Annotated in this window: 24 protein-coding genes and 1 pseudogene; 15 read left to right on the top strand and 10 right to left on the bottom strand. The window is 63.7% G+C overall.

Annotated features, from left to right (window positions below; all coding sequences use genetic code 11):
- Positions 1–191 precede the first annotated feature (191 nt).
- Both HPS36_RS04185 and HPS36_RS04180 read left to right on the top strand, forming a co-directional pair.
- Positions 192–662, top strand: coding sequence for a hypothetical protein (locus tag HPS36_RS04185; RefSeq protein WP_173228626.1), 471 nt, complete (start codon positions 192–194; stop codon positions 660–662).
- A gap of 76 nt (positions 663–738) precedes the next feature.
- Complete coding sequence (locus HPS36_RS04180; RefSeq protein ID WP_173228625.1) at positions 739–999, top strand: hypothetical protein; 261 nt, start codon at positions 739–741, stop codon at positions 997–999.
- Between the two features lie 161 nt (positions 1,000–1,160).
- On the opposite strand, the gene HPS36_RS04175 is transcribed toward HPS36_RS04180, so the two are convergent.
- The 7 genes and pseudogenes from HPS36_RS04175 to HPS36_RS04145 form a co-directional block, all read right to left on the bottom strand.
- Positions 1,161–1,394 carry an AbrB/MazE/SpoVT family DNA-binding domain-containing protein gene (locus HPS36_RS04175; protein WP_173228624.1) on the bottom strand — a complete coding sequence of 78 codons (234 nt, stop codon included), beginning with the start codon at positions 1,392–1,394 and terminating at the stop codon, positions 1,161–1,163.
- 141 nt (positions 1,395–1,535) lie between these two features.
- Positions 1,536–2,435 carry a replication factor A gene (locus tag HPS36_RS04170; protein WP_173228623.1) on the bottom strand — a complete coding sequence of 300 codons (900 nt, stop codon included), beginning with the start codon at positions 2,433–2,435 and terminating at the stop codon, positions 1,536–1,538.
- A 548-nt stretch (positions 2,436–2,983) separates the two neighbouring features.
- Positions 2,984–3,121, bottom strand: coding sequence for a hypothetical protein (locus HPS36_RS04165; RefSeq protein ID WP_173228622.1), 138 nt, complete (start codon positions 3,119–3,121; stop codon positions 2,984–2,986).
- A 61-nt stretch (positions 3,122–3,182) separates the two neighbouring features.
- Positions 3,183–3,761, bottom strand: a complete 579-nt coding sequence (locus HPS36_RS04160; RefSeq protein WP_137716532.1) for a hypothetical protein — start codon at positions 3,759–3,761, stop codon at positions 3,183–3,185.
- A 386-nt stretch (positions 3,762–4,147) separates the two neighbouring features.
- Complete coding sequence (locus tag HPS36_RS04155) at positions 4,148–4,858, bottom strand: hypothetical protein (protein WP_235681739.1); 711 nt, start codon at positions 4,856–4,858, stop codon at positions 4,148–4,150.
- A 264-nt stretch (positions 4,859–5,122) separates the two neighbouring features.
- Positions 5,123–6,403 carry an RNA-guided endonuclease InsQ/TnpB family protein gene (locus tag HPS36_RS04150; RefSeq protein WP_173228621.1) on the bottom strand — a complete coding sequence of 427 codons (1,281 nt, stop codon included), beginning with the start codon at positions 6,401–6,403 and terminating at the stop codon, positions 5,123–5,125.
- Between the two features lie 135 nt (positions 6,404–6,538).
- Positions 6,539–7,228 (bottom strand): annotated as a pseudogene (locus HPS36_RS04145) (ATP-binding protein); the annotation flags it as partial.
- 252 nt (positions 7,229–7,480) lie between these two features.
- On the opposite strand from HPS36_RS04145, the gene HPS36_RS04140 reads away from it, so the two are divergent.
- Positions 7,481–7,756 carry a type II toxin-antitoxin system HicB family antitoxin gene (locus tag HPS36_RS04140; RefSeq protein WP_173228620.1) on the top strand — a complete coding sequence of 92 codons (276 nt, stop codon included), beginning with the start codon at positions 7,481–7,483 and terminating at the stop codon, positions 7,754–7,756.
- Between the two features lie 2 nt (positions 7,757–7,758).
- The gene (locus HPS36_RS04135) at positions 7,759–8,016 is read left to right on the top strand and encodes a type II toxin-antitoxin system HicA family toxin (protein WP_173228619.1); all 258 of its coding nucleotides are present in this window, start codon (positions 7,759–7,761) and stop codon (positions 8,014–8,016) included.
- Positions 8,017–8,079: 63 nt separating this feature from the next.
- Here HPS36_RS04135 and HPS36_RS04130 read toward each other — a convergent pair whose 3' ends face one another.
- Positions 8,080–8,361 (bottom strand): hypothetical protein, encoded by a 282-nt coding sequence (locus HPS36_RS04130; protein WP_137716535.1) that lies wholly within the window; start codon positions 8,359–8,361, stop codon positions 8,080–8,082.
- Positions 8,362–8,448: 87 nt separating this feature from the next.
- Positions 8,449–9,390, bottom strand: a complete 942-nt coding sequence (locus tag HPS36_RS04125) for a DUF955 domain-containing protein (protein WP_173228618.1) — start codon at positions 9,388–9,390, stop codon at positions 8,449–8,451.
- A gap of 133 nt (positions 9,391–9,523) precedes the next feature.
- Here HPS36_RS04125 and HPS36_RS17040 point away from each other — a divergent pair, with 133 nt between their 5' ends.
- The 3 genes from HPS36_RS17040 (at position 9,524) to HPS36_RS04110 (ending at position 13,911) form a co-directional block, all read left to right on the top strand.
- Positions 9,524–9,802: an AbrB/MazE/SpoVT family DNA-binding domain-containing protein gene (locus HPS36_RS17040; protein ID WP_222595377.1), complete on the top strand. Its 279-nt coding sequence runs from the start codon at positions 9,524–9,526 to the stop codon at positions 9,800–9,802.
- A complete protein-coding gene (locus tag HPS36_RS04115) occupies positions 9,803–10,249 on the top strand; it encodes a type II toxin-antitoxin system VapC family toxin (RefSeq protein WP_173228617.1) in 447 nt (148 codons plus the stop codon). It abuts the gene before it with no gap.
- Positions 10,250–10,380: 131 nt separating this feature from the next.
- On the top strand, positions 10,381–13,911 hold the full coding sequence (locus tag HPS36_RS04110) for a type IV secretory system conjugative DNA transfer family protein (RefSeq protein WP_173228616.1): 3,531 nt from the start codon (positions 10,381–10,383) through the stop codon (positions 13,909–13,911).
- 23 nt (positions 13,912–13,934) lie between these two features.
- Here HPS36_RS04110 and HPS36_RS04105 read toward each other — a convergent pair whose 3' ends face one another.
- On the bottom strand, positions 13,935–15,227 hold the full coding sequence (locus HPS36_RS04105) for a phage NrS-1 polymerase family protein (RefSeq protein ID WP_173228615.1): 1,293 nt from the start codon (positions 15,225–15,227) through the stop codon (positions 13,935–13,937).
- 1,010 nt (positions 15,228–16,237) lie between these two features.
- Here HPS36_RS04105 and HPS36_RS04100 point away from each other — a divergent pair.
- The 8 genes from HPS36_RS04100 (at position 16,238) to HPS36_RS04065 (ending at position 25,746) form a co-directional block, all read left to right on the top strand.
- A complete protein-coding gene (locus tag HPS36_RS04100) occupies positions 16,238–16,639 on the top strand; it encodes a hypothetical protein (protein ID WP_235681737.1) in 402 nt (133 codons plus the stop codon).
- Between the two features lie 39 nt (positions 16,640–16,678).
- The gene (locus HPS36_RS04095) at positions 16,679–18,304 is read left to right on the top strand and encodes a hypothetical protein (RefSeq protein WP_235681736.1); all 1,626 of its coding nucleotides are present in this window, start codon (positions 16,679–16,681) and stop codon (positions 18,302–18,304) included.
- Positions 18,301–19,116, top strand: coding sequence for a hypothetical protein (locus HPS36_RS04090; RefSeq protein WP_173228612.1), 816 nt, complete (start codon positions 18,301–18,303; stop codon positions 19,114–19,116). Before HPS36_RS04095 ends, HPS36_RS04090 begins: the two co-directional genes overlap by 4 nt.
- Positions 19,113–20,216 (top strand): hypothetical protein, encoded by a 1,104-nt coding sequence (locus HPS36_RS04085; RefSeq protein ID WP_173228611.1) that lies wholly within the window; start codon positions 19,113–19,115, stop codon positions 20,214–20,216. Before HPS36_RS04090 ends, HPS36_RS04085 begins: the two co-directional genes overlap by 4 nt.
- 29 nt (positions 20,217–20,245) lie before the next feature.
- Positions 20,246–21,292: a hypothetical protein gene (locus HPS36_RS04080; protein ID WP_235681748.1), complete on the top strand. Its 1,047-nt coding sequence runs from the start codon at positions 20,246–20,248 to the stop codon at positions 21,290–21,292.
- Positions 21,285–23,297 carry a VirB4 family type IV secretion system protein gene (locus tag HPS36_RS04075; RefSeq protein ID WP_173228609.1) on the top strand — a complete coding sequence of 671 codons (2,013 nt, stop codon included), beginning with the start codon at positions 21,285–21,287 and terminating at the stop codon, positions 23,295–23,297. The genes HPS36_RS04080 and HPS36_RS04075 overlap by 8 nt, the downstream gene beginning before the upstream one ends.
- Positions 23,298–23,725: 428 nt before the next feature.
- Positions 23,726–24,808, top strand: a complete 1,083-nt coding sequence (locus tag HPS36_RS04070) for a geranylgeranyl reductase family protein (protein WP_173228608.1) — start codon at positions 23,726–23,728, stop codon at positions 24,806–24,808.
- Between the two features lie 98 nt (positions 24,809–24,906).
- Complete coding sequence (locus HPS36_RS04065; RefSeq protein WP_173228607.1) at positions 24,907–25,746, top strand: hypothetical protein; 840 nt, start codon at positions 24,907–24,909, stop codon at positions 25,744–25,746.
- The last annotated feature ends 19 nt before the right edge of the window (positions 25,747–25,765 follow it).

The raw sequence follows: 25,765 nt of genomic DNA, 5'->3' as shown, positions 1-25,765 counted from the left end.
CACCGACCTGAGGCCCAAGCTGTCTCCCCAAACCGACGAGTGGGCCAGCTACCATTGTCGGTGTTGCTGATACATAGCGTATCAGGTATGCGTTGGCTCCACAACCAGGCGGCGGAGCCGCTCGCGAAGGGGGCGTTAAACCGGTAAGTGAAGTAACTTTTTTATACAGCCATACAGTTCTCCTAGTTGAAATGAGGCAACTAGTGACACAGAGTTTTCGGGGGTACTGCGCGCTCGCGGTGATCGTCGCGGGCTTCACTGGGCTGTGGGCAGTCGGCGTGATTTCGGTAGAGCTCCCCGTCGTGGGATACGCGTGGTTCGCGGTCGCCGGGGTCGGAACGCTCGTCGCGGCCGGTATGGCCGCACGACCGGAGGAGGTGATCGAGCCCGACGCGACCGATGAACGGCTCGAAGAGTTCGAAGAGACGACGGTCACCGGCGCGCCACTCAACCTCTACGCCGCCGCGCTCGCCGCGTGGGCGTGCGTCTCGTTCGGATGGGTGCTGGGTGGCATGAGCGCGGCCGGGCTGACCGTCGTCGGGTACGGGTGGCTGGCAATCGCCGCGTACGGCGCGCTCGTGGCGGCCGGACTCGTCGCGACGCACAGCGAGGAGGTCACGACCGCGATTAACCCGTCCGAGACCCTCGAAACTGACGGCTGAGTCCGTACCACACGTATTCTCTTCGCTGATAATTGGCAGAGTGGATTTATTATTGATCTCCAACAGTTTGCGATCAATGAGTGTTGACTCACGGGCAAGCGAGGCGAGCATGGCATTCGGTGTCGCTATCTTGGCGGTGGCCGTTGCCGTCTGGGCGTTTCAATTCACGCTGGGGGTGTTCAACGGATGGGGGTGGGCGCTGATCGTCGGGAGCGCATGGACGATCCTGGGTCTGCTCCTGCTATTTTCTGATGTGCGGGTGTATGTGGGGGCGCAGTCACCGGCCGAGCGGTACTACGCGACTGAGACCGGGTACGACGTATCGTCTGACGACTGACGGCCAAGTAATCGGGCGATAGCAGAACGGTCTGGTCTGTTGAATCCAGTGCTGGCCCGCTCATTTTGATCGCTGAAGGGGCAGTCATTCACTGTCAGCGTGGGCAACGGGGTGGCCGAGCCACTCTCGGGTGTCTCGCTCTGAAGCGGTCGTTAGTTGTCTCACTTGAGGCGTTGACTTCGCTGTTTGTCGCCCTTCTGCTCTTCACCAAGGATGGCCGTTCCCCGCTCTGCCGTAGTTGCGGCTTCACGGAACGCTTCGAGACTGGGGAGCGGTTCAACGACGATTTCTCCCTGCTCGGTTTCGTGGATGCGAACCCTGCGTCCCGGGTCAATTCTATGCTTCCCCCGGAGTTCTTTGGGAATCGTCGGCTGGCCTTTCTGACGCAGGTTCACGATACCTCATAGACACCAGCACACTTGCTCACGGTTGTGGCTGCGCGCGCAGCGACCGGAGGGAGCGAGCACGGAGCGGAGGGTGGGGCGGTGGGGCCTGGGCCGGTCCGGCGAGAAGAAAAATACGGGTCCATCACGTGGCTAGACGTCCCACCAGCGGTCGCGCTCGGGGAAGTGGATGGTGCTCCAGCCGGTGACCGCGAGAGAGACGCGTCCCTCGTACCAGTTCCGGGCCGCCCCGTGAATGCGAACGCGTTCACCGTCGGCAATCCACGGCGCTTCTGAGGCCTTCCAGATGGTGACTCGGGTGTGCCCACTCTCGTCAGCGATGAGTCCCACTTGCGCGATGCTTGGATGCGAGGGATCCCAGAGGGTCTTGACGCGACCGTCGATACTCACCTCCTTGCGATCGACGGCGTCGAGTTTCCCGATGGGAACCACTTGGCCAGGCGCCGTCTGTAGCTCCTCAAACACCCCCACGACCGCACTCGTCAGGTCCCGGCCGTTGACGACCGCGTCGGCTAGTCGTCGACTGATCGCCGCACGTGACCAGCCATCCAACCGCGTCGCGAGTCTGTTTGCTTCCGTGTTCACTGTCGCCAGCTCATCCTGGGAGAGCTCCGCTCGGGGATCATCTCGGTCGGGATCAACTCTCGGGTTCACGCTTGCGGCCCGCTTTTTGAACTTCCGCCGGCGCTGCTTGCTCCCGTGTGCGGCGACCTCGCGCGTGCGCTGCTCGCGACCGTCCTGCGTGCCCAGTTCCGCTTGAGCACTGATGTGCTCCAGTTCGGCCTCCCGCGCCCGAATGCGCTCCTCCTGTTCGAGGGTGACACCGTGAATCCGCTCGGTGCTCGTGTCCGCGATCCCGTCCGGGTGGTTCGCATCCACTTTCGCCTGCGTCTCCTGCTCGACCGCGGCCTCGAACTCTGGCGTCTCGTCGACGACCGGGAAGCCGTCTTCATCGATTGCTTCGCTTTCCGTTTGTTCGAATGCCTGTTCATCCACCGTAACGACCTTGCGACTCGAGTTGGTACTGGACATTGGAACTCACACGTTCCTGAAGGCGCTCACGCGCCACCACCGCGATGCGCTTTCATCGCGGACTTTCAACGACTACGACGACTGACAGCACCAGCTGCGCGCTCTCGCTCGCGCCTTCGCGAGCGCCTCCTGGGCGCGAGCGAGAGCGCGCCCGAGTGCGGCGACCCCAACCAGCACCGCGCGCCGACCCGCCCGGAGCGAGCGGCCAGCGCATTCCCCGTTCGCCGCGACGCAACCACGTCCGTCGCGGGCGGCGCAGCCGCGGTCCGCAGGACCCGAACGGGTGAAGCGCTGGCGTCGAGGGCACATTCACTTTAGCCCGGAACGCCGAGCTTGCTCGGCGCAGCCCGGAATGGTCGGTCGCGAGCGACGCGGAGGGCGGCAGCGGCGAGCGGGGCGGACCGGTACGTATCACTGGCCAACTGGCGATATCGCTTGGCGAACGATCAACCGCTCTAGTCGGACTTAGAAAAGGCGAGCGGCTACAGCTTCCAGAGGTAGGTCACCGATGTTAAGAGCGTGAGTGCTGAGAGACGACTTTCTTCAGTTTATTCCGTGGCGAGTTCGGTGTAGATCTCCTTATGCTCGTCGAGGTCCTGACGGCCAAGGAACTTAATGAGGTACTGCCGTGCCTCCTCGGACGACATCTGGGCGGGTATCTTGGGCTGTTCGCTTTCAGCGGCCATTCTTACTCCTCACTATGCGTATCGTCGTCAAAGTCGTTCGGTTCGTGAGCAGCCGGGCTCGTTAGCGAGTCTCCGCGAACTTCCGGTACGCCGCTGTGAGTGATCCTTCAAACTGCCACGTCGACGCGCTGAACGCCGCGTCCGTCTGCGCGTCCCACCGCGGAAACCCGCAAGGCTCGCTCACGGCCACCTCCCACGTCGGCGGCTCGACCTGCTCCAGCGAATATTCCGGAATCGCCACCACATACAGGTACTCTTCGTCGCCGTGGATCCCAACGCGAGGATCCTCGACGCCGTGGCCGAGCAGAAACAGCGGCTGCGAGAGGTGGGACATTCGTGCGGGATCACACACATCGGCCGGCGAGGCGGCATCGAGCCGCCGCTCGGGGCCACGGTCCGGATCGAGATACAGTGAGATCGAGGTCAGCTTCTCGAGGAAGAGGTACTGGGCAGCGGCGTAAGCGGGCCCGCGCACGCTGCGGGTCGCCTCCAGCAGCTGTTTGAGCTGGTGGAGCCGCCCCAGAACTCCTTCGGGATACCCGTCGGAGTGGGTGTACACCTGTGCGACTGGCTCGGTCGGATCGGCCGTCCGGCCCTCCTCGAGGGTCCGGACGAACCGGAGTTGACACCGGGTCGACATCGAATCACGCCGGCGCTTGGTGCGCCGGCACCCATTCCGGCGCCAACAACCCCACGAGATGGATCACCGAACATCCGGATCGGGCGGCGCGACACGGTGCCCACAGGGCCGACAGATCGCGGTCTCCGGCCCACGAATAACCACCACGGCGACGGGTGCGCCACAGCGTGGACAGCGGTCGTACGTCGCCATCAGCGATACCCCGCAGATTCGTGCCGAGGCCGGTCACACAGTCGGGCGCTACGGAGTAGGGAGCGCGGCCGACGGCGGTGCGGTCGCACACACGACCCGCAACCGCAGCGGACACCTCCGGGACCGATGCGACTGGTGGTTACCGGGAGAAGGCTGGAAGTCATGGCTCGCACCCCTGCCGAGCCCGACACACCCTACCGGAGCGACACTCCACGTTCCTGGAACACCGTCTCGAACCCGCGGTCGGCGATCGCCGTCACGAGCCCGGTGTATTCCGCCCGCACGGTCGGGTCTTCGACGAGCTCGCGGAACCGACTCTCGAAGCGCCGCCCGTGGGCCGTCCGGCGTTTGTCTGACCGATCGTGGGCCGCCTCGTGACAGCACACGAGAAAGAGATCGTGGGTCCACACCGGCCACTTGGAGCTCGTCACCGCCGAGTCCGTCACCACGATCCGGCTGTGGCCGTCCGTCCACGCGTCCGGCGTGGCCTCACCCCACTCAATTGTGCGGTCAACGCCGATGGCGTCCGCCAGCGCTCGGGCGAACAGCAGGTACCGCCCTTGGCGCGTCGACAGCTCGGAATCAGCAAGGCGGGAGTACCCTTGCCAGACGCCCGCCTCCTCCGCCCGGGTTGCGACATCGAAGGCGTCCGGCAGCGCCACGGCCGGGTCGTCACCGCGCGCCGCGGTCACGAGCTGGTCGGTCGCCGAATCGTTGGTATCCAGAATGACGGCGCCCCGCTCAACGAGGGCGTCCGCGCCGTGGCTCGCGTCGTCCTGCCACGCGATCTGCGGGGCCGCCTGAATCCGGGCGAGACTCACCGGCGTCTCGGTGACGAGCTGGAAGAGATCGCGGTCGTGCCACCGTTCACGGAGGTCGTCGTCGCTAGTGAGCAGCTCAACCATAACCGCCCGCGTCTGGTCGGTGAGCGCATCATCGGCTAGCTGGTCGTACAGCTCAACGCGGGCGTCATCGAGCGCGTCTTGGATGCGCGCCCACCGCGCACACCCCGACTGGATGTCCGTCCGCGCGAAGTTGAGGGTGAGATTCCCCTTCGAGACGACGACGCCGCCTACGCCGGCGTTCTGATCGGTGGTGACGTACAGCCCGTTGCTTTGACATCCTCCCCTCCATGAAGGACGAGGATTCCCGCGTTGGGATATTGTGGTTTACGACGTGACCTGTTCTTGAGGCGCGAATGCGCCAGTTTCCTTGTCAAACAGGAACGTCGATGGCTGTGCCAACCAGCCGTTACTCCTATTCACCGACAGATTCGGTGAACTCGGAGATACTTTCTGTCGGATGTTCTCAGCACCGTTCACATCAGCGTTCGCTACCGTCCCGCAGTCGTCGCACACGTACAGCCCGCGTTCAACACGGTTCGCCTCACGTGTGCGACCACAACATGAGCACGACTTTGACGTATCCCGCTCGGATACCATCTCAACGGAGATGCCTTCCATCTCGGCTTTGTATTCGAGCAGCTCGGTGAAGCGGTCGAACGCCCATGAGTGTAGGTCGAGGTTGCCGTGGGTGCCCCAGTCTTTCGCCTCGCCGTTCTCCGCGTCCTCACGGATGCCGGAGAGGTCGCCCATCATGATGGTTCCAACTTCTTCCTTGACGCATCGCTGAACGATGTGTTTCGAGAGTGCGTGGAAGTAGTGGGTGCGTCGTCGAGACTTCTTCTGGTTCAGCCGCGTGGCCTGCTCGGAGTTTGAGTCGTCACACCGGGCAATCCGCTTGCTGAAGTAGTAGTCGTCCTGCTTCAGACAATTGAACGGGTACAACTCGGCGTGTCCGTCTTCGTAGGCGAGCGCGGCAAAGTTGTTGATGCCGAGGTCGATGCCGACTGTTTTTTCCCCGGGCGATTCGGCCACTTCGATCTCTACTTTACACACAAAGTGCAGTTCCCACTCATCCCCTGTCCAAACGGCCCGAACCTGTTGAACGCTCTCGACAGTAGAGAGGTCAACATCGGGGCAAATCTGGAACTCACAGAGGATGAAGTCCGACCAGTAGTCCTTGAGATTCGACCCTTTTGAGAGTCGGACGCGGTCGTATTTGGTGTCGAGTTTGAAGCCAGCGGCTTTGAACGTGACCGTGGAACGTGGGTGGTCGTCGCCGTGTTTGCGGTAGCCGGGCGGGTTCGCGGTCGTGTCTCCGTTGCGCCGTTTACCGTACCAGCCGTTAAACGCCTCAGCGAGTTCTTGAAGGACTCGCTGACTTGACTGCGAATGTAGGTCATCATAGCGTTCGTGCGACTTGAGGTAGGCGGTGAGCTCTGTGTGACAGGGAATGTGGCCAATCTCCGACCACACGCGGTCACACGTCCATCGTCCGACGTTCCAGAGTTTCGAGGCGGCAAACCCGAGCGAATCGAGGTCGTCAGACACCCGTGACTGGTTCGTGATAGAAGCAGTGTAGGTGCGCGTGGCGACCTGTTTCGCCATACGTAACCTATGTAAGCAAACCTACTTGAGGGTGTGGATTACACAGTGTGGAATATCCCACCGTGCTATCGTCATGATTTGTGTCGTCATCTGTCGGATTTATCCCCGCCCTGAAGGGCGGGGCTTTCTCCTTGAATTTCCGTAAACGGCGAGCCCCTGGGCGGGCGTATGTTCGAGCGCGAGGTACGCGTCCGGCGTCTCACGGGTGACCGTCACCCGCCCCTCCTCGACCGCGTCGAACGGATGGCCGCGGTCGACGGGGTCGCCGTTGACGACGACCGCGACACCGGTCCGGAAACTAAGGTACGCGAACCGCTTGCGGAGGCGCTCGACGATCCGAGGCCACCGGTAGCTGTCCGGATCGGGCACCTCGCTCGCGTAGTGGTCGATCGTCACGCAGACGCCGTCGAACGCGTGGGGCGTCTCGACGACGGCCCCCTCTCGGCCGCTCGCACGGGCGAACGGGCCGGCCTCGCGTTCGTTCTGGTAATCGAAACACAGCGCGTGGGTGCCGCTCCAGATGCGGACCGCCCCCTTCGCGATGATCGCGCCGGTGCCGATCCCCCACTCACCGAGGGTGGCGTCGTCGTCACGGGATTTCGTGCCCGCGCCGAGGACGGACAGATCCCGCATCCCCGTCTCGCTGCCGAGGTCCACACCCGCACCATCATCACAGACGACCGTCTGATCCGGCGTGACGCTCACGAGCACGCGGGAGGCGCCCGGACTGTCGACGCCGTTTTGGACGGCTTCGCGGATTGCGTCCGTCAGGTCCGCCATCTGGTCTTCGATCAGGTACTGCGCAACCTCGTCAGTCGTGGTCATCTCAACCGTGTCGGTGCTCCTGTCGTCGGTCCCGGCTGAATCCGGGGTAGTGGCCTCATTGGACATGGTGGCCACCCCCTCGGGGCACCAGAGAAACTGAACACAGTAGCACACTAAGCGGCCGTTAGATTCTCCGCTCCGGGATCAAAATCCGCCAGAAAACAAGCACGGTGGCTGGAACTATACAATTCCAGATGGGTAGGATGGTAGGTCTCCCGAAGCGTTTTTGCTCTCGGTGAAATACCAATTAGTATGGCACGAGCCGATGCTGGTAATTCGGACTCCCCTGAACGGGAAATCCGCTTAGTGAAGAACCCAGATGGCCAGTGGACGGCTCGTGATCTCCGTGTTGGAGTGACTGCGCAAGCGAAAAGTCGGGACGAAGCACTTGATACTCTTGATGCCGTCATTGCGGCGGTCGAAGGCGATGGCGGGCGCTCTCCAACCGACGAGGAAATACGTGACCTCGGTGTTGATCCTGAAGTCGCTCGGTCACAGAGCGATAATCTTCCCGATGTCTTACAGTAGCGATGGTAACGCGGGACTTTTTGGGTGAAGACGTGTACAAAGTGTTGGTAAACGTTGGTGGGTTCCAGCACGTTCGTACCACGGGGGATCACCTAATTCTTCGCTGGGATCCGCCAGAAGGCCATGAGAACACAGAGATACGTACCGTGACGGTCCCGGCCCACGACTCAATCAGTATTGGAACGCTTCGTAATATCGCTGACGACGCCGGCGCAGAGAACTTCGAGGCATTCTGCGAGTGGATCGACGAGAATCGGTGATGGTTTCCGTCCCGCTTGTGAGGGCGAGACGAGAGTTTTGGAACCCGTGAAACTACTAGCCAGCTACGAGTCGTCCAGTGAGGTCGACTCGCCAGCAGCGTCGTTCTCACGCGCGGCACGAATCTCGGCCGCGACGTCTGCGACGTGTTGCTGATGGGCTGCTGAGGTCGCAACGTGCTGGGCAGCGGTGAGTTGGCCGTTGACAACGGCATTCTGCTGGGGGCCCCACACCTCCGGCGGCTCAGACTGAATATACGCGACCCACCGCTTGACTGGCGTGATGCGCTGCTCACGGGTACGGTTATGTTTCGCGTCGAGGTGATCAGACCTGTCTGAGTCGATCATACTCGGGCTCGACGTCAAGTTGCTGTACCCACGCTTCGAGCCGGGGCATTCTAAGCGTTTCCACAAAGAAGGGTCTATAGCAATAGTCTAGATACTCGCGGGACAGTCACCGTGTTCGGCAACCGCGTCGATGACGGTCTGACCCGTCTCCCGAATCCGTTCACACCGGGTGAGGAGCCGATCAGGATCGTCATCACTCCACGCCGCGAGATACCGCGCTGACCCGTCCATCTCGAGTCCGAAGTGTCGCCCAACAATGTACGCGACCGCCTCGGCCTCCAGTTCACGGGCAGTCTGGTCGGCCGCGTCGGCTGCGTCATGGAGTAGTGCGTGGGCGTACTCGTGGACACATGTCCCGACCATCGCCGCCGGGTCGTCGTGTCGCACCTCGATGTGGGGCACCTCGTCGTCGTGGCGACACACACCGGCAGCGTCGCCGTGCGGCCACGCAGTCGCCGCAATAATCTCAACGGTCACGCCAAGATCGGCTGCGGCATCGACGACTGCCGGGAACAGGTCCCCGGCCGCGCCGCTGGCGGCCGTCTCCAACTCGGGAAGCGGCTCGCCCTCAGTCTGGGAGACGTCGAACACGGGCACGGGCTTGAAGCCGACCACACCCTCGTCCCACTCCTCCGAGGGCGTCTCGTTGTACTCACAGTCGCTGTCAGCATGGTAGGAGGGACTATTTCCACAGGCGGGACACTGCGGCGAGATCAGCGGCGCCCAGATCCAGATGGCGGATTCGCCTTCTGTCACGTGGCGGTTGAACTCGCGTTGCCACGTCCGGTACCCGGCGACCTTTGTCGCGTCGGGACACTGGAGCGTAATCAGCAGCGTGTTGCGATGCGAGTACTCGTGAAAGCGGCTCTGGACGTCGAGCCACCGCTGGAACTGGTCGCTCGCACGGGCCTTGTCGACAGCGTCGACGAGCTCGGCGAGCCACTGGTCGATCGCTTGGTGCATCTGGTCGGCACGGGCGTCGGCGTCGTCGAAGACGACGTGCCCGTTCGTCGGGTCGAGCGAGTCCATGGGACGCTCCCGCCCCTCCGGAGCGCGAAAAATGTGGCAGACGAATGACAGTCAGGTCCACGGCGTCAGCTGTGGGAAAATCCGACCCCTCGCACCAACACAGAAGTTATGATGATCAAACAATGTTGATCAGATGCTGGTGATCAATATGAGTGGATCCACAGACGAGGGAGACACGGAATACGGGGAAGCAGAAATCAACGATCGCGGGCGACTTACCATTCCGAAGGCGCTCCGCGAGGACCTCAATATCGAGGGGGGAACGACGTTTACCGTTGTGCGACAGGGGAATACGATCCAGTTAGTGAGACAGCTTCCCGGGCTCCACACAGTGTCCACGGGGCGAGACCGGGATGAGTGGGGCACAGAGGCGTTCCGGGACGCAGGACGCGCGACATTTGGAGGAGAATGAATGCGCGTTCTGCCCGACGTCAACGCGCTCGCGATTCAATTGATCGATGACCACCCTGGCCACCCGTATGTGGCCGAGCAGTTGGTGCCAGCGTTAGAGGGGGAAGAAACGCTCCTCGTGTTCGGCTATCTACCGCTTCGGGTTCAGTGGGTGCTCGAGGATCTGGGGGTGACAACGGTTGAAGCGCGAAACGCAGTCCGATCGTTGGTACAGTACCCGATCGAGTTTGTTGACGTGACACCTGAGACGATCCTTACTGCGTACGACGTAAGCGTCGACAAGAACCACGACGTGTACGATTGCTTCTACGTGGCGCTTGCGCGAGAGGCAGGTGCTGATCAGCTTGTCACAACTGATCGAGACTTCGAGACGCTCTGTCGTGACGAGTCGTTCACGTACACAAATCCCGTTCCTGAGGAGATTTTAACCGAATTTCACGCCGAGTGAACCGCCTCGGGGCCAAGCCCCGAGACACTCGCTTTGGCTATGTGTACATTTTATACAACCGACTCATTTTTTGAGACAACAGCAACGCCGACAGAAGATATTTGACAGATCATGTCAACAACTGTCACAATATGGGGCGCTCCGATGACCCCACCCCGCCCGAGGACGCGACGCACCTCCGCATCAAGCCGACCGAGGCGCCGCTCACCGCCGACGCCGTCGAGCAGGGGTTCCGACAGCTCCACAGTCACACGACCGAGACGGACCCGGGCTGGCGCGAGCGGCTCCTCGGCGACGCGTCGACGCCGACGATCGAGTGGCGGCTCCACCAGCCGGCAGGTGACGGCGAGCTCGGGATCTACGTTGGGGTGACCGACGCCACGCTCGACACGCTCCGGGGCGCGTTGCGGACGGCGTGTCCGAACGAGTACGAGCTCACGCCGGCGACGCCACCGCCGGTGCCAACGACGGAACACACAGAAGTGGACGCCGCCCAGCCGGCCGCCAATAGAGGCCGCGCGGAGCCGTCGACCGTCGCCGTCGAGTGGGTGGGTGACCCCGACCGTCGCGACGACTGGCAAACCCACCTCACGCCGATGGCGTCGTTTACCGACGAGGACGGCCGGCTGCCGCTGGCGCCCGTCGTCGAAACACTGGCCGAGACGGACGCCGCGGTCACGTATCAGGTGGTGTGTGAGCCGTTTCCGGATTTTCGAAGTGAGATCCGCGATCGGAAACTCAAGATCGAGGAGGGCATGGACACGCCCGTAGACTGGCTGCTCAGGTTCCTGTTCGGACTCGAGCCTGACCGCGAGACCCCACCGGATATTGTCCCCGAGCGGAAGGCGGCGCTTGACGCGACGGATCCACAACACGCCTTCGTTGTCAACGCCCGGTGTGTGGTTCGCGGCGCCGACGCCGAGGTCACAGCCGAGCAGCTGGCCGGCACGCTCGAGGCGTTATCCGGACCGTTTTACCGGGTTGACGCGAAGCTCAGCAGCGACGATCCCAACCGGGTAGCGACCGCTATCCGCGAGCAAACCGTCCACCACCCGATCCACGACACGCTCAGATACAAGCTGCTGGGGACGAGCAATCGCAGCCGCGCGATTATCGCGGACGCCACCAGCCTCCCCGGGTTCACGCTCGTTGACGGAGCGACGCTCACCGCCGCGGGGAGCCGCGCGGTTGCGCCCATTGAGCCGGACCGCACCGCCGAGTCGCGACCCCCCGCCGACCAGCTTGAGCGCTATCAGACGACCGGCCTCACCGTTGGCCACCCCCGCGACCAAGATGGTGATCCTGTCACCGAGCCGGTCGCGGTGCCGCCCAAGCTCCAGCCGTTCCACGTGGCGTGGTTCGGAAAAACCGGCTCGGGGAAATCCACGAGTCTCATCACGGGACTGCTCGCCAACCACGCGGCGACCGACGGCGCCGACATCCTCGTCACGCCGAAAGGCGACGCGGCCGCCGAGACGTATCTGCGCGCCCACTACGCCGAATACGGAACGCTCGAAAACGTCTACTACTTTGATTGCGCAGAGACGCTCCCCGCGCTGTCGTTTTTCGACATTCGCGACCAGCTGGCCGCGGGGATCGACCGCTCGACGGCGGTCGCAAACGTCACTGACCACTACATTGAAATTCTCGAAGGTGTCATGGGCCCTGAGCAGTTCCACCAGGCGGTGCGGTCGCCCGACATCATTCGCCAGCTGGTGAAGGCGCTGTTCGATCCCGTCCACGGGGGCGACGCCTTTCCCCACCGGGATCTCCAGCGTGCGGCCGCCCGCTTCCATGAGACGGGCGAGCCGCCCGCGGTCACCGACGATGAGCTTCAATCGATGTTGTACAGCGTCGCTGCCAACAGCCAGCAGACGTTCGACGAGCTGCTCCAAGGAGTTCACAATCGGGTTGAGAAGATTCCGATCGATGACCGGCTCAACCAGCTGTTCAATCACGTGCCCGCGGGTGCGGATCCGCACCTCGATTTCCGCCAGATGATCGACGAAGACGCCGTCGTCATCATCGACACCGGCGCCTTACGCGCGGCCAGCCAGCAGGCACTCACGCGGACCGTTCTCTCGAAGCTGTGGACCGCGCTCCAGCGGCGCGCCCGGACAACTGATTCGGATGAGCGGCCCCTCGTTAATCTGTATCTCGAGGAGGCCGCTCAACTGGTTACCTCCGGCATTGTTGACGAGCTGCTGTCGCAGTCCCGCTCCTTTGGGTGTAGCGTCACGCTCGCCACCCAGTTCCCCGATCAGCTGCGGGTGCGAGACGAGGCGGCGTACGTGGAGTTGCTCAACAACGTCTCCACGATTGTCACGGGCAGTGTCCCGGTCGACGACGCGCTCACCAAGCGGCTCGCCACAGCCGACCAAGAGCCGGCGGCCGTCGCGAATCGCCTGCGAGCACTGAGCCGCGGCGAGTGGCTGGTGCGGCTGCCCGCCCCGTTCAAGGCCGCCGCCCCACCGCCGTTTCTGGTCGAAAGCGCGCCGCTCCCACCGGGGCATCCAGACAGCGAGGGATTCCGCCCGGCCAGAGAAACGGCGGTCACCGCCCGTATCGACACGTGTCGCGACCGGACGCGGCTCACCGCCGGGTTGGATGTCCGGGCCACGCAGCCGACCACCGGCGACGACACGGGCGCTGATGAGGCCACACCCCCCGCGGAGGCGGCGGCCGCACGCGTCGACTCGGCGCTGCCGTACACCGAGCGGCTGCCCGACCCAGTCGTGTACGACGACGAGCGGCACGCACTCGTCTGTGTGGAGTGTGAGAGTCCCTACGACCCCTCGCCGGACGGGCTGCGGGCGGCGATCAGCTGCTGTCACGACCCTGCCGACGTCGACCGCGACGACTGTCCCATCTGTGAGCTGCCGTTGAAGCTCACCTATACGGAGCGCCAAGAGAGTCCGATCAGCGACGCCGGCCTGCGCTTTCTTCAGGCGGTGTACTCCGCCCACCAAGGCCAGTACGACCCTGAGTTGGAGTACGACATCACCCGCGACAGCATGCGCCGGCTCCAGGAGTACGTCGGCATCGGCGACGCGGAGCTCGATGAGCTCCGTGAGGCCGGGCTCATCGGCAGGGACTGTCGGTACCCACACATCCTGTACACGGTGACTGCGGAGGGGCGTGACGCGATCGGCGTCCGCCACCGCGAGGGCGTCGCCCACGGCGCCGGCGCCGGCGACCTCGGGGAGTCGAGTCTTCACGTGGCGATGGTCGAGGCCGGCTGTGCGCTGCTTGCGGCCGAGTATGTCGCCGACCCCGACTCGCCGGCCGTCACCGTCGAGCAGTACTACGAGGTGCCCGAGGGGCGACTCGACGCGGCCGCCGTTGACGAGACGGGTGGAGTCGTGGCCGGCCTCGAGGCCGAGCGGATGAACAACGACCTCGCACAGGCGGTGCCTGAGGATTACGACAAGCTGGCGGCCCAAGATCCGGCCGCGGCGATCTGGATCGTCAAAAACCGCGAGGCTGCCCACGAAGTGCTCACGGCACTGAACACGCCGCCAGACGGCCAGTCCCGGGTCGAGAAAACGTACGGCGAGCAGACCCGGCCGGCGCTGTTTACAATCGACCAGCCCGGGCTCACCGATGTCCACACGTTTCAGTCGGTGCGGGACCGCTACGTTACCCCGTCTGAGGACGGCTAAGCTCACAAACCACCCGGATCATGCTACTCGCTCGCGAATGGCCACCAGCCGCCCGACGATTCCTCGCGTGCGGCCTCAAGCTCGTGTCGGCGCTGTCGTTCCGCCTCCAACTCTGTCCGCAGGCGGTCGTTTTCCTCGATCAGGGCTTCGATGCGGTCGGTGAGCTCCGCGATTCGTTTGCGGCGTTCCGCCGCCCGCTGTGAGTAAGGGGTGTGCTCGGCAGCACGCTCGTCCGGTGGCAGTGTCTCATCGGTCGCGGGCGGTGGCGACGGATCGTCGCTGCCGTTGCTGGAAGCCGGCTGCTCGGGTGCGGACCTGCCGGCTGGGCCGGCCGTCGCCTGGGTCGCATCGGCCGCGGCCGAATCGGTCGCCTCGGGCGGCGTGTACGCGTCATCGGTGGCCGCGACGGCGCGCTCGACTGTCTTCTCGCCGTAGGTGCTGCCGTCAGCGTAGTGGACGGTGTCCCACTTCTCGCGGTACAACCCTGACCGACGAAACAGCCGGTCGACCCGCGCTGAGTCACCGCCGGTCCAGAACGCGAGCTGCCGGCACAGCGCCATGTCGGCCTCCGAGTGACTCTCGTAGCCGCTCGTGGTGCCGTTCCACAGGCGGGTGAACTTCTCGCCGTTGGCGGCGTGTTTCGCCCGGTCGAGCAGTTCCGTATCCGAGAGGGGCACGGCGGCGGTCCCGGCGTCAGTAGTAGCCGACTCGGTGCGCGTCGTGGGCTCTGACGTCCCCCACATGTCGTCTGCCTCGGTCGTTGCTGGCTCGTCCGCGTCGGCGGCGAGTTCCTGCTCGACGACCGTCGCGACTGCCTCAGTACGGGATTCGATCGTGGCCGGGGTCGCTGCGACGTGGTCGCCGGTCACGGTGAAAAAGCGGGCACGGTCGTACAGCTCGAGGTCGCCGGCGCGGTTCCGACCCGCCGGCAGGGAGCCGGTCACCAACACGTGAAACCCAGTTCCCGAGGGGCTCACTTCGGTGTACGAGTCGAGCGTGTCGATGAGGTCGGCAGCCCAGGCAGTCGGCGCTGCCGCGTCCGGGTCTCGGCAGTCGTCTAAGTCGATCCCGACGAACGGATCGTCGGCCGTAAACACGAAGCCGAGCCCGTCAACCGGCGTCGCAAGCACCCCCTCGCGGGCCGTCGCGAAGTCGGTCCACGTGTCCGGATCCGTGGTCGACGCAAACTGGGTCGTTCCGGGGATGATCGGCACCTTCGTTGGCTTGCCGTCGCGCTCCTGGGTTCGCCAGCAGACCCACTGCTCGTGGTCGACGATCGCCGCCGGGAGGGCGTCGGCCGTCGGCGGGGTGACCATCGGTTCGTGCGTAGTGATCACACAGTCCACAAAATATAGCTGTCGCCAGGGGGTGGCTGGGTCAGGGTGATAATGAGTGAAACGCGCCAGTAGCTTGCCGACTGGTCCTCCAGACGCCACTCTAGAGGTCGAGTCCGGACGCAACCAGCGCGCCGTCCACACCGTGCGTGTCACAGGGAGAGCAGCGAGTTATCCCGTGAGATTGGCTTTCACCGGCAGATTTCGGCGAATACCACCCCCTTCGCCGGCCGCAACAACACCCCGAAACAATGGGTGAAACGCGCGGCCGTCGTGTCACCAGCAGCCGCCGATCGATCGTCTACAGGACGCCGCTGCTGGCGGCACCCATCGGCGCGACCAGAATCGCCAGCCCGCAGCGAGGGGGCGGCGCCCCCGTCACAGACGGTGCGCCGGCATGCGAGCGGCAGTAGCCACCAACTTTTCACGACGTCGAAATCCGAGATCGGCCGTACCACCCCCGGTAGTTCCGGGGTGATTCCGGAGTACGGATAGAACACCTCGGCGTGCGAAGATATTGATGCGCGCCAGCCGCGTGCGGCGGCGACACCGGAGTCACGCCACACTCCGGCAGTAGGTGGCTGACGCGTCCAGATCAGTTCCCAGAGCGGGTAGCCACCCATCAGCAACTCTTGGGCAGTCGAGGTGAAACGGTGGTGTGTCACCCAGCCAATCACGGGTGTACTGCGGCCGGAGCAACCACTGACACACGGACACTCCGCACCACCCCAGATCGTCGCGAGAATAGCCCTCCATCATCGCCGCCGACCGCCACGGGAGACCCCACACCAGCAACGTCAACGATCGCCCACCGAGGCAGGAACTGATTAACCAACATTTACGGCGATTTTGCCAGTGTTGGTTAAGTTCCCGGGCGAAACACACTCTCACACACCGGATTCACTCGCCAGCCTAAGCCCAAAATTTATGTCGCATCCTGTGGATTGTTTGTGTGCTACGAGATACCAATACACACATCACTCCACCCAGCAATGCGAACGCCAAGCCCTCCACCCCTGGCGGACCGTGTGCCAACTCGCGCGGCGTGGCGCCGCGTTGTCCTGCCCTGTCTCGTCCTCAGCGTGCTGGCTGTCGAGCCAGTTGCGGCTCAAGAGAGCGCCGTGTGTGAGGCCGAGCGGCTCCCGGAGATGATCTCCGGGTTTTTCCAGTTCACCACCGCTATCGGGCTGATGGGGCTGGTCGTCGTCTGGCAGGCCGACTCGCTGATCGAACTGTTTACGCTCCGGCCGGAGCAGCGAGAAGGGTTGAAGCGCCACAAGCGGACGGCGCTGCGGTCGACGGTCATCCTGGTCGTCCTCGGACCACTGTACACCGTCGCGGGCAGCGTCATGAACCTCCCGCTAGCTGAGTGTGTCGATCTTACGCCGTGGTGACCCGCAATGCGCTGGCCTCGTCACACGCGGCGCCTCTTTGTGAGCCTGCTCGTTGGGGTGACGCTGGTCGCGGTCGGCCAGACCGCCGCCCAGCCGACACCACCGCCCGCAAACGAGACGCGAACCGTCGATGCCCGTGACCCGGACCCGTGTCTCACGCCGGCCGCGTACAACGCCACATATGGCGCCCCACCGACCCCCACCCAGCAGCTCGCAACGTGTACGGATCTCACGTATGCGGCGCCGCCCGCCCATGCGGCGGCGCTGACGGCCGACGCGTTTGCGGCGCTGACGCCGGGCAACGCCACGACGGCCGTGGCGCCGCCGGGGGCGACCCGCACGACGCGCGGCCTGATTGCCGACGCACACGCCACGCTGTTCGCAGTCCACCCGGCCACGCAGATTCACCTGTCACCCACCGAGAGCCGGCAGTACATCGCGCCGAACGGCACGGTACGGGCGTTGATCGATTATCGGGTGCGGGCGCCGACCGGCAACCGCTCGGTGATCCGTTATCGGGTCCGCGAGGTTCGCGTGTCGATCGGCGACGAGCAGGTTGGCTCGGCATCCGGCTCACAGACGCCGACCATCAGGTACTCGACGACGCAAGCGCGACACCAGCCGCTGACGGTCACGGCTGAGATCACGGTGACGGTCGCGCCGAACGGGACGGCTGGGAACGTGACGACCCAGACGGTTGCCGTCAGCGACACGCACTCGGTGTGGATCTACCGGCTGCGGCCGACCGCCTACACCGCGACGTATCCCGACGGCGACACGGGGCTGGCGGTGTATCAGGGGACCCCGTGGCACGGCGTGACGCTGACGCGTAACGGGAGCCAGCGGGTTCGTGGCGTGTGGCGCTACTACACGACACGGGCGCCACGGTGGGATCGCGTGGAGGTGCGCCGGGCGTCAGGGACGACCCAACGCGCTCCGGCCGGCCAGCCGATAGGTGTCGTGGCGTTTCCGGCGCGGATCGGCCCTCGGGCGGACCCGGTTCGTGAAGGGCCGCAGCTGACGGCCGTGTGGGGCGTCTCACGGTCGCCACCCGCATCCCGGCTCGGCTCCAACGTCTCCGTCGGGCTTGTCAGGGAGGCGTACACCCGCACGTATGGGTTGGCGCTTCGGAACGAAACGGTCACGCCGGAAACCGCTCGTGTTCACGGGATTGTGCGTGGCGTGTCGGCACCGCTGTCGGCGGCACCCCGGAGCGAGCGCGCGATTCGGCGGCCAAACCTCTCGGTACAGGTGGTCGCGACGTCGCCGTCGACAGCCACGATCCGGATCGCGCTACACGACCCCCAGACGGGCGACCCGATCGATCTCACTGGGTCACAGCCGCCGTCGCCGGTCGGTGACGACGGCCCGGCCGGGACGCTCCGGCTCAACGACGAGCCGGTGGCGCTCAACTACTCCGGGGTGACCACGGTCACCGTCAGCGATCCGGGGTTGTACACGGTCACGTTCGAGCCCGCGTCCTGGCGCACCACCACGCCCGCGTACGTGGCCGCCAGCGAGAGCGTGCGCTGGCATCCGTTGGGCACCGTCGGCGGCTGGGTCCACCTGCTCGAGACGGCGATCTGGGGTAGTATTCCGGTCGTCGTCGCGTGGGTTGCCGGCCGCCGCATTGGACAGTACCTCCGCACTGAACCCCGCCAATGAGTCACCAAACACCCGCCACGACGAGACGCACCGTCCTCGCAACCATCGCGGCCGGCGGTCTCGGCACGGTCGCCGGCTGTACCGACACCGGCTCCGAAGCGCCCGATGCTGGAGCCCTCTCGAACGTCACCGTGGATGGTACCAGCCTCGTCGTCGAGTACGATCCCGAAACGAGCGCCACCGGGCTGGCTCTGATCGCCCCCTCGGGTGAGGCGTTCGCCGAACGCGAGCTCACGCCGGGCGCCAGTCGTGAAACGATCCCGATTGGGACGGCGTACCCACCAGGAACCTACACCGTCCAGCTTGTCGATGGACAGAGTGTTGTGGCCGCTGTTGAGCAGTCGTTGCGCCCGAATGTGGTTATTCGGGAGTTGAAGCTCGGACGGAATCATCCAGAAGAGATGTACGAGGGAGCAGCAGATCAAGTCGTTCGCACAGAGACGATACTCCGCATTGAGAACAGGGGAAGTGGTCCGGAGAAGCTTGTCCAGTTGCGTTTTGAGGGATACGTGCCCCGTACTACACCGGAGCAGTCACATGATAGTGGGATCGTAGTCGTTGATGAACAGCCGGAATTTCATGCCGAACCAGTTGTTAACCCTGGTTCCACGCTTAAGCTGTACTCACGAGTTTTCCCATTCTCATCCAGTAGTCAAGAAGTAAGTTGTGAGCCAGATGGTAATAGCGGACAATTCACAGTTACCATCGTTGGAACAGCCAGTAAGGAAAACGTCCAACGTACGTATAGGGCCACTTACACTGGGAACGATCTACTCACATGTGACATCTCAATTGGAGAGGGCGAAGCATGAGTGGGGTCTCACTCACAGATGTGGGGATTCAGTGGTTCTTAGACACTTTTAAGCAGGTTGTTGAGTGGTTCGATGACGGAATTAAAAACGGATACCGAGAGCTGACAGAGGCTATTTTTGGGACGCCACTCCCCGAGAGTAACAATGGTCTGCCAGTTGGGGATCCACAGAATGAGCCGTGGATACAGCTGTATGATGCCCTTGTTGCCGGCGAGATCACACTGATAGCGTTCCTGATACTCGTCGTGTGTGTCCAAGGACGACATGTTCTCCGAATTTTCAATTTCACAGATCCCATTCGCGATCGGCGGGTGCGGAGATCAGCATGGACCGGAGGGATTCTGATCGCCACTTGGTACTGGGTCGCTGTAGCAACACTATACCTCGTCGATGGGTTCGCAATCGCACTTGTCCCGCCAGTTGGTTCCATTGTCGATCCATTAGTGGATTTTCTCGATGTCACCCTCTCAAATCCTGCTTTGGGAATGCTTCTCGCTTTTATTGGAGGGATAGCAATGTGGACGCTTCAGGCGCTGTTATTCCTGCGTGAACTGCTGTTATATGTCTTCATTTACGTGATGCCGATCGTGATTGCGGTCGCGTACGGTGGCCTCCCCGTTATCTCGGGGATCGCTACCCGGGTGGCTGTCAAATTCATTCCGCTCGCAGTGATGCCGCTACCGGTGGCGCTGATCTTCCGCGGCTACGAGCTGTTGGTCGGGGGCGCGCCGGGAGCCATCGCTCCGGAAAATCCGTTCTTCGGCTATCTTATCGCCGTGTCGCTGCCGGTAGTGAGCGTGTGGATCATCTGGAAGCTGTTCGCGTACACGACACCTCGGCTGGTGCGGACGGTCGGCCGGGTGGCCGGTCTCACTGTTACAGCGGGCGCCGTCGCCGGGGCTGCGGCGGTGGCCGGGCCGTGGGCCGGCGCGACGGCTGCGCGGTGGGGACCGAAAGCCGCAGTAGGCCACACGGTAGCCCAGCGGTTTGGGCGCAAGCAAGGTGGGAACGGCCGCTCGTGGACCTCACGCACAGCGGGCACGACCAGCAAGCACGGTATGCCGTCGTACCGCCGTACCGGGAACGAACGTAACCCATGAGCGACAGAGACACTCCAGCAAGCCGGCGGGTGTTGGACACCCTCGGCGCCGACCGCCAGCTGCCGATCATCGGCATCGACGAGCGCGATCTGTACGTGGTGGTGAGTTTTCCGATTGCCGGGCTCGTTGGTGGGTCGGCGCTCGGCGTGGAGGCGCTCGTCCTCCCACTCGTCTGTATCGGGCTCGCGGTCGGGGTGGCAATTGTGTACGCCGCGCCCCAGCAGCTCCCCGCGAGTACGTGGCTGGTAGATGTTGCCCACTTCTATCTGCGCCGACCCGAAACGACGCTCCACGCGGCCGTCACAGCGGACGGGGCCGACGAGGACGGCGTTCCCCGGCCGTTCGTTCTCGATGAAACAACGCAGGAGCTGACCGCGCTCAAACGGGCGTGGCCCCGCCACGGTGCGATCGAGCGCACAGACGGAACAATGGAAGCGTACGTCGAGCTCACCCCTGGCAACATGGATTTTGCGATGGCCGACGACTGGGCGGCCCGCCAAGCGGTCGGGGAAGCGTTCGCCGACCAGGATCTCACCTTCCGGCTCACGCTGTACACGACAACAGATCCGTACCCGGCTGCGACGCTCGTCGATCAGCTGGACGCCCGGCTCGCGGATCCCGACGTGACCGCACACGAGTCGTTGCGCGCGCTCATCGCTGCCTACCGTGACCAACGACCCGCGGAGCTGGCGGACACCCACCGGGTGCGCTACTTCCTTGGCGTCGAGGTGGCGCCGATCGAGGTGTACGAACGCCACCCGGACGAGCGGACGCCCGCGGAGCGGCTCTCGACGCTCCCCGTGGTCGGCGTGTTGGCGACGCCGTTCGTCACGCGACGCGATCGGCTCACGGACGCGGAGCTGCGCGGCGCTCAACTCGAGAAGCTGCGTGAGCGGGTCCGAACCGTCGAAACCGAGTTCGTGGGGAAGCTGAGCGACTGTACGGCACGGCGGCTCTCAACGGCGGAGCTGCTGGGGCTGGCCACCCAGTTTTGGAACGGCACTGACACGGCGACGCCACCGGTCGCCACACAGGCCGGCGTCAATCACCAACGCCGGGAGGAGGCGGATGGGTAACCTCGTAGCCGTGCTGGCTGGCGTTGAGTCGGTGACCCCGTCGACACTCGTGATTGGGTTGGCCGTCGGCGGCGGAACACTCGTGGTCGGGCTCCTTGTTGGCGTGTGGCTTCAGGCGCGGCGACCCCAGCGGGATCCCGAGGTGGATCTGTCTGCCTTCATCAAGCCGCCAGACGACCCGCCAACGCCGGATCCAGAGGTAGCCACCCCACCGGAGCGCCACCAAGACGCCGTCGCGCCAGCAGCCGTCGAGTGGGAGAGTCGGTGTGCGCGCGTGGGTAACGAGTGGACCAGAACGTTGTACATCGCCGACTGGCCGGACCACCCGAGCGACGGCTATCTCAGCGAGCTCTTCACGCTGACTGACGTCCGGTTTCACCTCACTGCCCGGCTCACTCCGCGTGACTACGAGCGGGCGCTCGATCAGCTCCAAACCGCCGCGGACGACCTGAAGGTGGACGCTGATCTGGAGTCGAGCGTGCGGAGCACGTATCTCCACGATCGGGCCGATGAGGCCGCCGCGACGTATCGCGCGGTCGAGGCCGGCACCCAGGTGTTCGCACAGGGCGTGTACGTCACCGTGCGGGCGGACACCCGGGAGGAGCTCCGGACGGCCACCCGCCGGGTGAAACGCGTGTTGCGCGAACAGCCGGCCCAGCTCGCACCGAAGACCGCGATCTGCGCCCAACAGCGCGCCCTGCGGAGTGCGGCGCCGTTTGGCGGGGCGCCACTTGATCGGGATACGATCGGGTTGAGCGGCGCGGTGGGCGCGCTGTTGGCGTCGCCACATCGCCCGACATTGTTAGAGCCGGACGGGGTCGAACTTGGAGTTCACCGCCACACGGACACACCGGTCGTCGTCGATCCGTTTGCTCGCGAAAACGGGTATGCGACGTTTACCGTGGGGGATCCGGGTTCCGGGAAGAGTTTCAGCGCGAAACAGCGGTTCATTCGGTCGGTGGCCCACCACGAGGACCGGATCGGCGTTATCCTCGAGCCGCTCAACGATTGGGCCGGCGTGGCTGAAGCGTTGGACGCCCAGCGGATCACGGTGGGTGGGACGCTCGGCATTAACCCGCTTGAGATCACACCGCCCACCGACCAGGCCCGCGAGCAGTTGGGTACTGATGCCAGCCCACTCACCGAAAAACAAGAGCGCGTCAGCAGCTTCCTCGCGAACTTCTTTGCGCAGCGCGGGATCTCCTTAGGTGACCGGCGGACGACGCTTGAGGTGGCCATTGAGGTGGCCTACCGAAATGCCGGCATTACCGAGGACGTGACCACCCACGACCGTGAGAGTCCTACGCTGCGAGACGTGATCGATGTCCTCGAGGCGGTGGTCGACGACCCGGACGCGTTCACGCTGCGGACGGCGGCAGAAGCCGAGAAGCTTCAGGCGGACGCTACGTGGCTGATTGATCAGTTGCGGCCATTCGGGCCGGATGGGCAGTTCGCGCATCTCGGCCGACAGAGCGAGGTTGATTTCGCGGCTGCGGATCGCATCTATCTGGATTTAGCCCAACAGGAGGGGCGTGTCGGCGGGCGGACGACACTCGTGATGCAGCTGCTCATCTCGTTGGTGTACGAACGCGCCAAACAGACGGACAAGGAGGTGGTCTTTGTGATTGATGAGGCTCGCTACGTGTTGCGTGATGCCGCGAATCTGACCTTTCTCGAGACGATCTTTCGGCACCACCGGCACCACGATCTCTCGATTCAGCTGGTCACCCAGACTGTCGATGAGTTCTTCGAGCGGGCGGAAGCGGAGATGATCCTCGATCAGTGTGCGATCAAGCAGTTCCACCGGCTTGATGGGATGGATGACCACTGGGCGGCAGAGTTCGGGCTGAACGACGCTCAAAAGCGGTTCGTCCAAGAGGCGGTGCCGGGCAACGAAGCGTTGGGATACGCGGAGGCGCTGGTGGGTGTCGATGGCGAGTGGCGCGGCATCGAAGTGCGCGCACTGGATGCCGAACGGCAGGTCATTGAGGGCGACACCATGTAGGCGGCGGTCAATCTAGGGTGGGCAACCGCACACTCGGCGTTCAAGCGACGGTTCGAACGCCGGGACCACCCACAATAGTTTCTCTTAAATATCATGTTGGATACGTACCAGTATGTCCGTGCTGCTGCTGGCCGTCCTTGTGGACACCTCACTACTAACAGTCCTCGCTGTGGTGAGTGCTCTCAGCCTTGGCGTGACGATCGCGTGGGCCGTTCAGCGAGCCACTGCTGGCCCCCAGCCGCGAGACCAAGCTGTTCGTTAACGTGTATTGGCGGTGCCTGTCGCTTCTATACTATCAGCTTGGAGGGCCGAGCGCCTCGGGGAGAACGCCTGGGCACGGCTTCTGAAGCACATACTGTACAACCCGATCTGCGTCTTCTGTGGACCCACCAATACAGCTATTTGAGTCCCAGAGTGTACCTGTGTCCATGTACGATTTCATCGTTGTTGGTGCCGGCCCACCGGGATCCCGGTTTGCGTACCACGCAGCGACCAAGGGATACGACGTCGCACTCCTCGAAAAAGGCGAAGTTGGACAACCGCTCGCGTGTTCCGGGCATGTCTCAACGGATCTTTGGGAGTATCTCCCTGCGGGAGCTGGCGATGAGCTGCTTCAGAATCGAATTTCGGGCGCCCGCTTTCACGTTGGGGGACCAGATTCGAAGGCGTATCCGTTCTATAAATCGGAGAGTATCTCGCATGTGATCGACCGTGTCGAGTTGGACAAAACACTCGCACGCCGCGCTGCCGACGCCGGCACAGACCTTCGTGAGCAGCATACGGTCGTCGATCTCGACGAACAAAGAGACCGCGTCGTCGTGACGGTCGCGAGGCCGGATGGCACGCACACAACGATGGAGGCGCAGATGGTGGCTGGCTGTGACGGGCCGACCTCGCGGGTTCGTGACCGTGTTGGGATCGACGCCCCTGAAGAGCTTCTTCACGGGGTCTTGGCGTTTACTGACGCGCCTGATGCTGGCGATCGTGTTGATGTTCACCTGACTGCGCCAACCTTTTTCTCCTGGCGGATTCCCCGTGGGGCGGCTGGCGTCGAATACGGGCTTGCGGCGCCACCGGGCGCTGCGGTGAAGTCGTTGTTCGATGAGTTGACAGAGGCGTATGGTGTCGAGCCCTCGCGACGGTGTTCCGGTGCGATCCCAATCGGACCACCCGACTCGGTCACGACTGACCGGGTTTTCCTTATTGGGGACGCGGCCGCCCAGACAAAGCCGTTCACCGGTGGGGGGATTTTGTACAGTATGACAGCTGCCGATATTGCTGCGTCCACGATTGATCCGTCGGTGCCGTCCACACTCGACGCGTATGAGCACGCGTGGCGCGATACGCTTGCGACAGAGATCCGGCTTGGATCGCTGCTGCGGCGGTGTTACTCGCTGCCCGAACCGATCCAACGTCTCGGCTTGCGCGCGCTCGATGGCGAAATTGGTGTTCATATGGACCGGCCGACCACGCTCTTCTCGCGGGCACAGTTGCGGCGGCTGTTTTCCTGAGTGGTTTACTCGTCTGTGGCCTGTTCTTTATGTTGTGAACCTGTTTTGACACCACAGTTACCCGCGGATTTTTCTCTCTTCTCTCTCACATCGTCTGTATGGCCCCCGCAATCGCGCACTTCTTGCTTGGCGCCGCCTGCGTGCTCACCGCAGCGGTGCCAGTTGTCCTCCGATACGAGTTCGACCGTGAGCACGCACTGTGGTTAATCCCACTTGGTGGCGTCTGGGGCCTCATCCCCGACGCCCATCATATTGCGCCCGTCTTCGTTGAGCCGTTGTACGCGTTCCACAGCTCTCTCTGGGTCGAGTTGTTTGGCTTTCATTATACGCTCGATCGACCAGCTGTGCGGGCGCAGTACGAGGCAAGTGTGTTTGGCGCCATCACCGTCTTTTTGATTGCTATTGCTGGGTTCTGGGCTGCGGGTCGCATTCGGCGTGTCGGCCCTGTTGCCCGTCGCCCGCGTGAACACGCCGTCGCGATCTTGCTCGCAACCGGGCTTGCCAGCGGCCTCGCAACGCTCGCCCTCTGGATCGGTGTCAGTGTCCAGGATGGCTTTCCTCTCGCAGCCAGTCTTGTCGGCAGCTCTAGTGTGCTCGTGGGTGGGCTGTTGACGTTGCTTGCTGGGGGAACGCTCGGTGTACTCTGTGCGGGACTGCTCGAGTTTAGCCTGTCTGAACCACTACGGATTAACCCTGCCTCAACTGCGGGTGTCGGGCTCGCCTTCGGTGTTGGTGTCTGGCTCCTCGCCGTCCCCGTGCCGCTTGCCGTCATTACCGGGAGAAATGTCCCACTCCTTCATTTCGGGAGTCTGGCTGCGGTGGCCGGTTACGGTGTCGTTTGTGGAACTGTTTACGCGCTTGTGCGTGGTGCGTTCAGTCCGCGGGCGCCGGTCCGGCCTGGCTCTACTGTGAGACGCCCCTCTCACGAATCGAACTGAGACGTTTGTGCGTGGCGTA

This window comes from Halorubrum salinarum, from assembly GCF_013267195.1.
Lineage (GTDB): Archaea > Halobacteriota > Halobacteria > Halobacteriales > Haloferacaceae > Halorubrum > Halorubrum salinarum.
The sequence above is the reverse complement of the archived record's forward strand: the minus strand, read 5'-3'. Positions and strand labels throughout refer to the sequence as shown.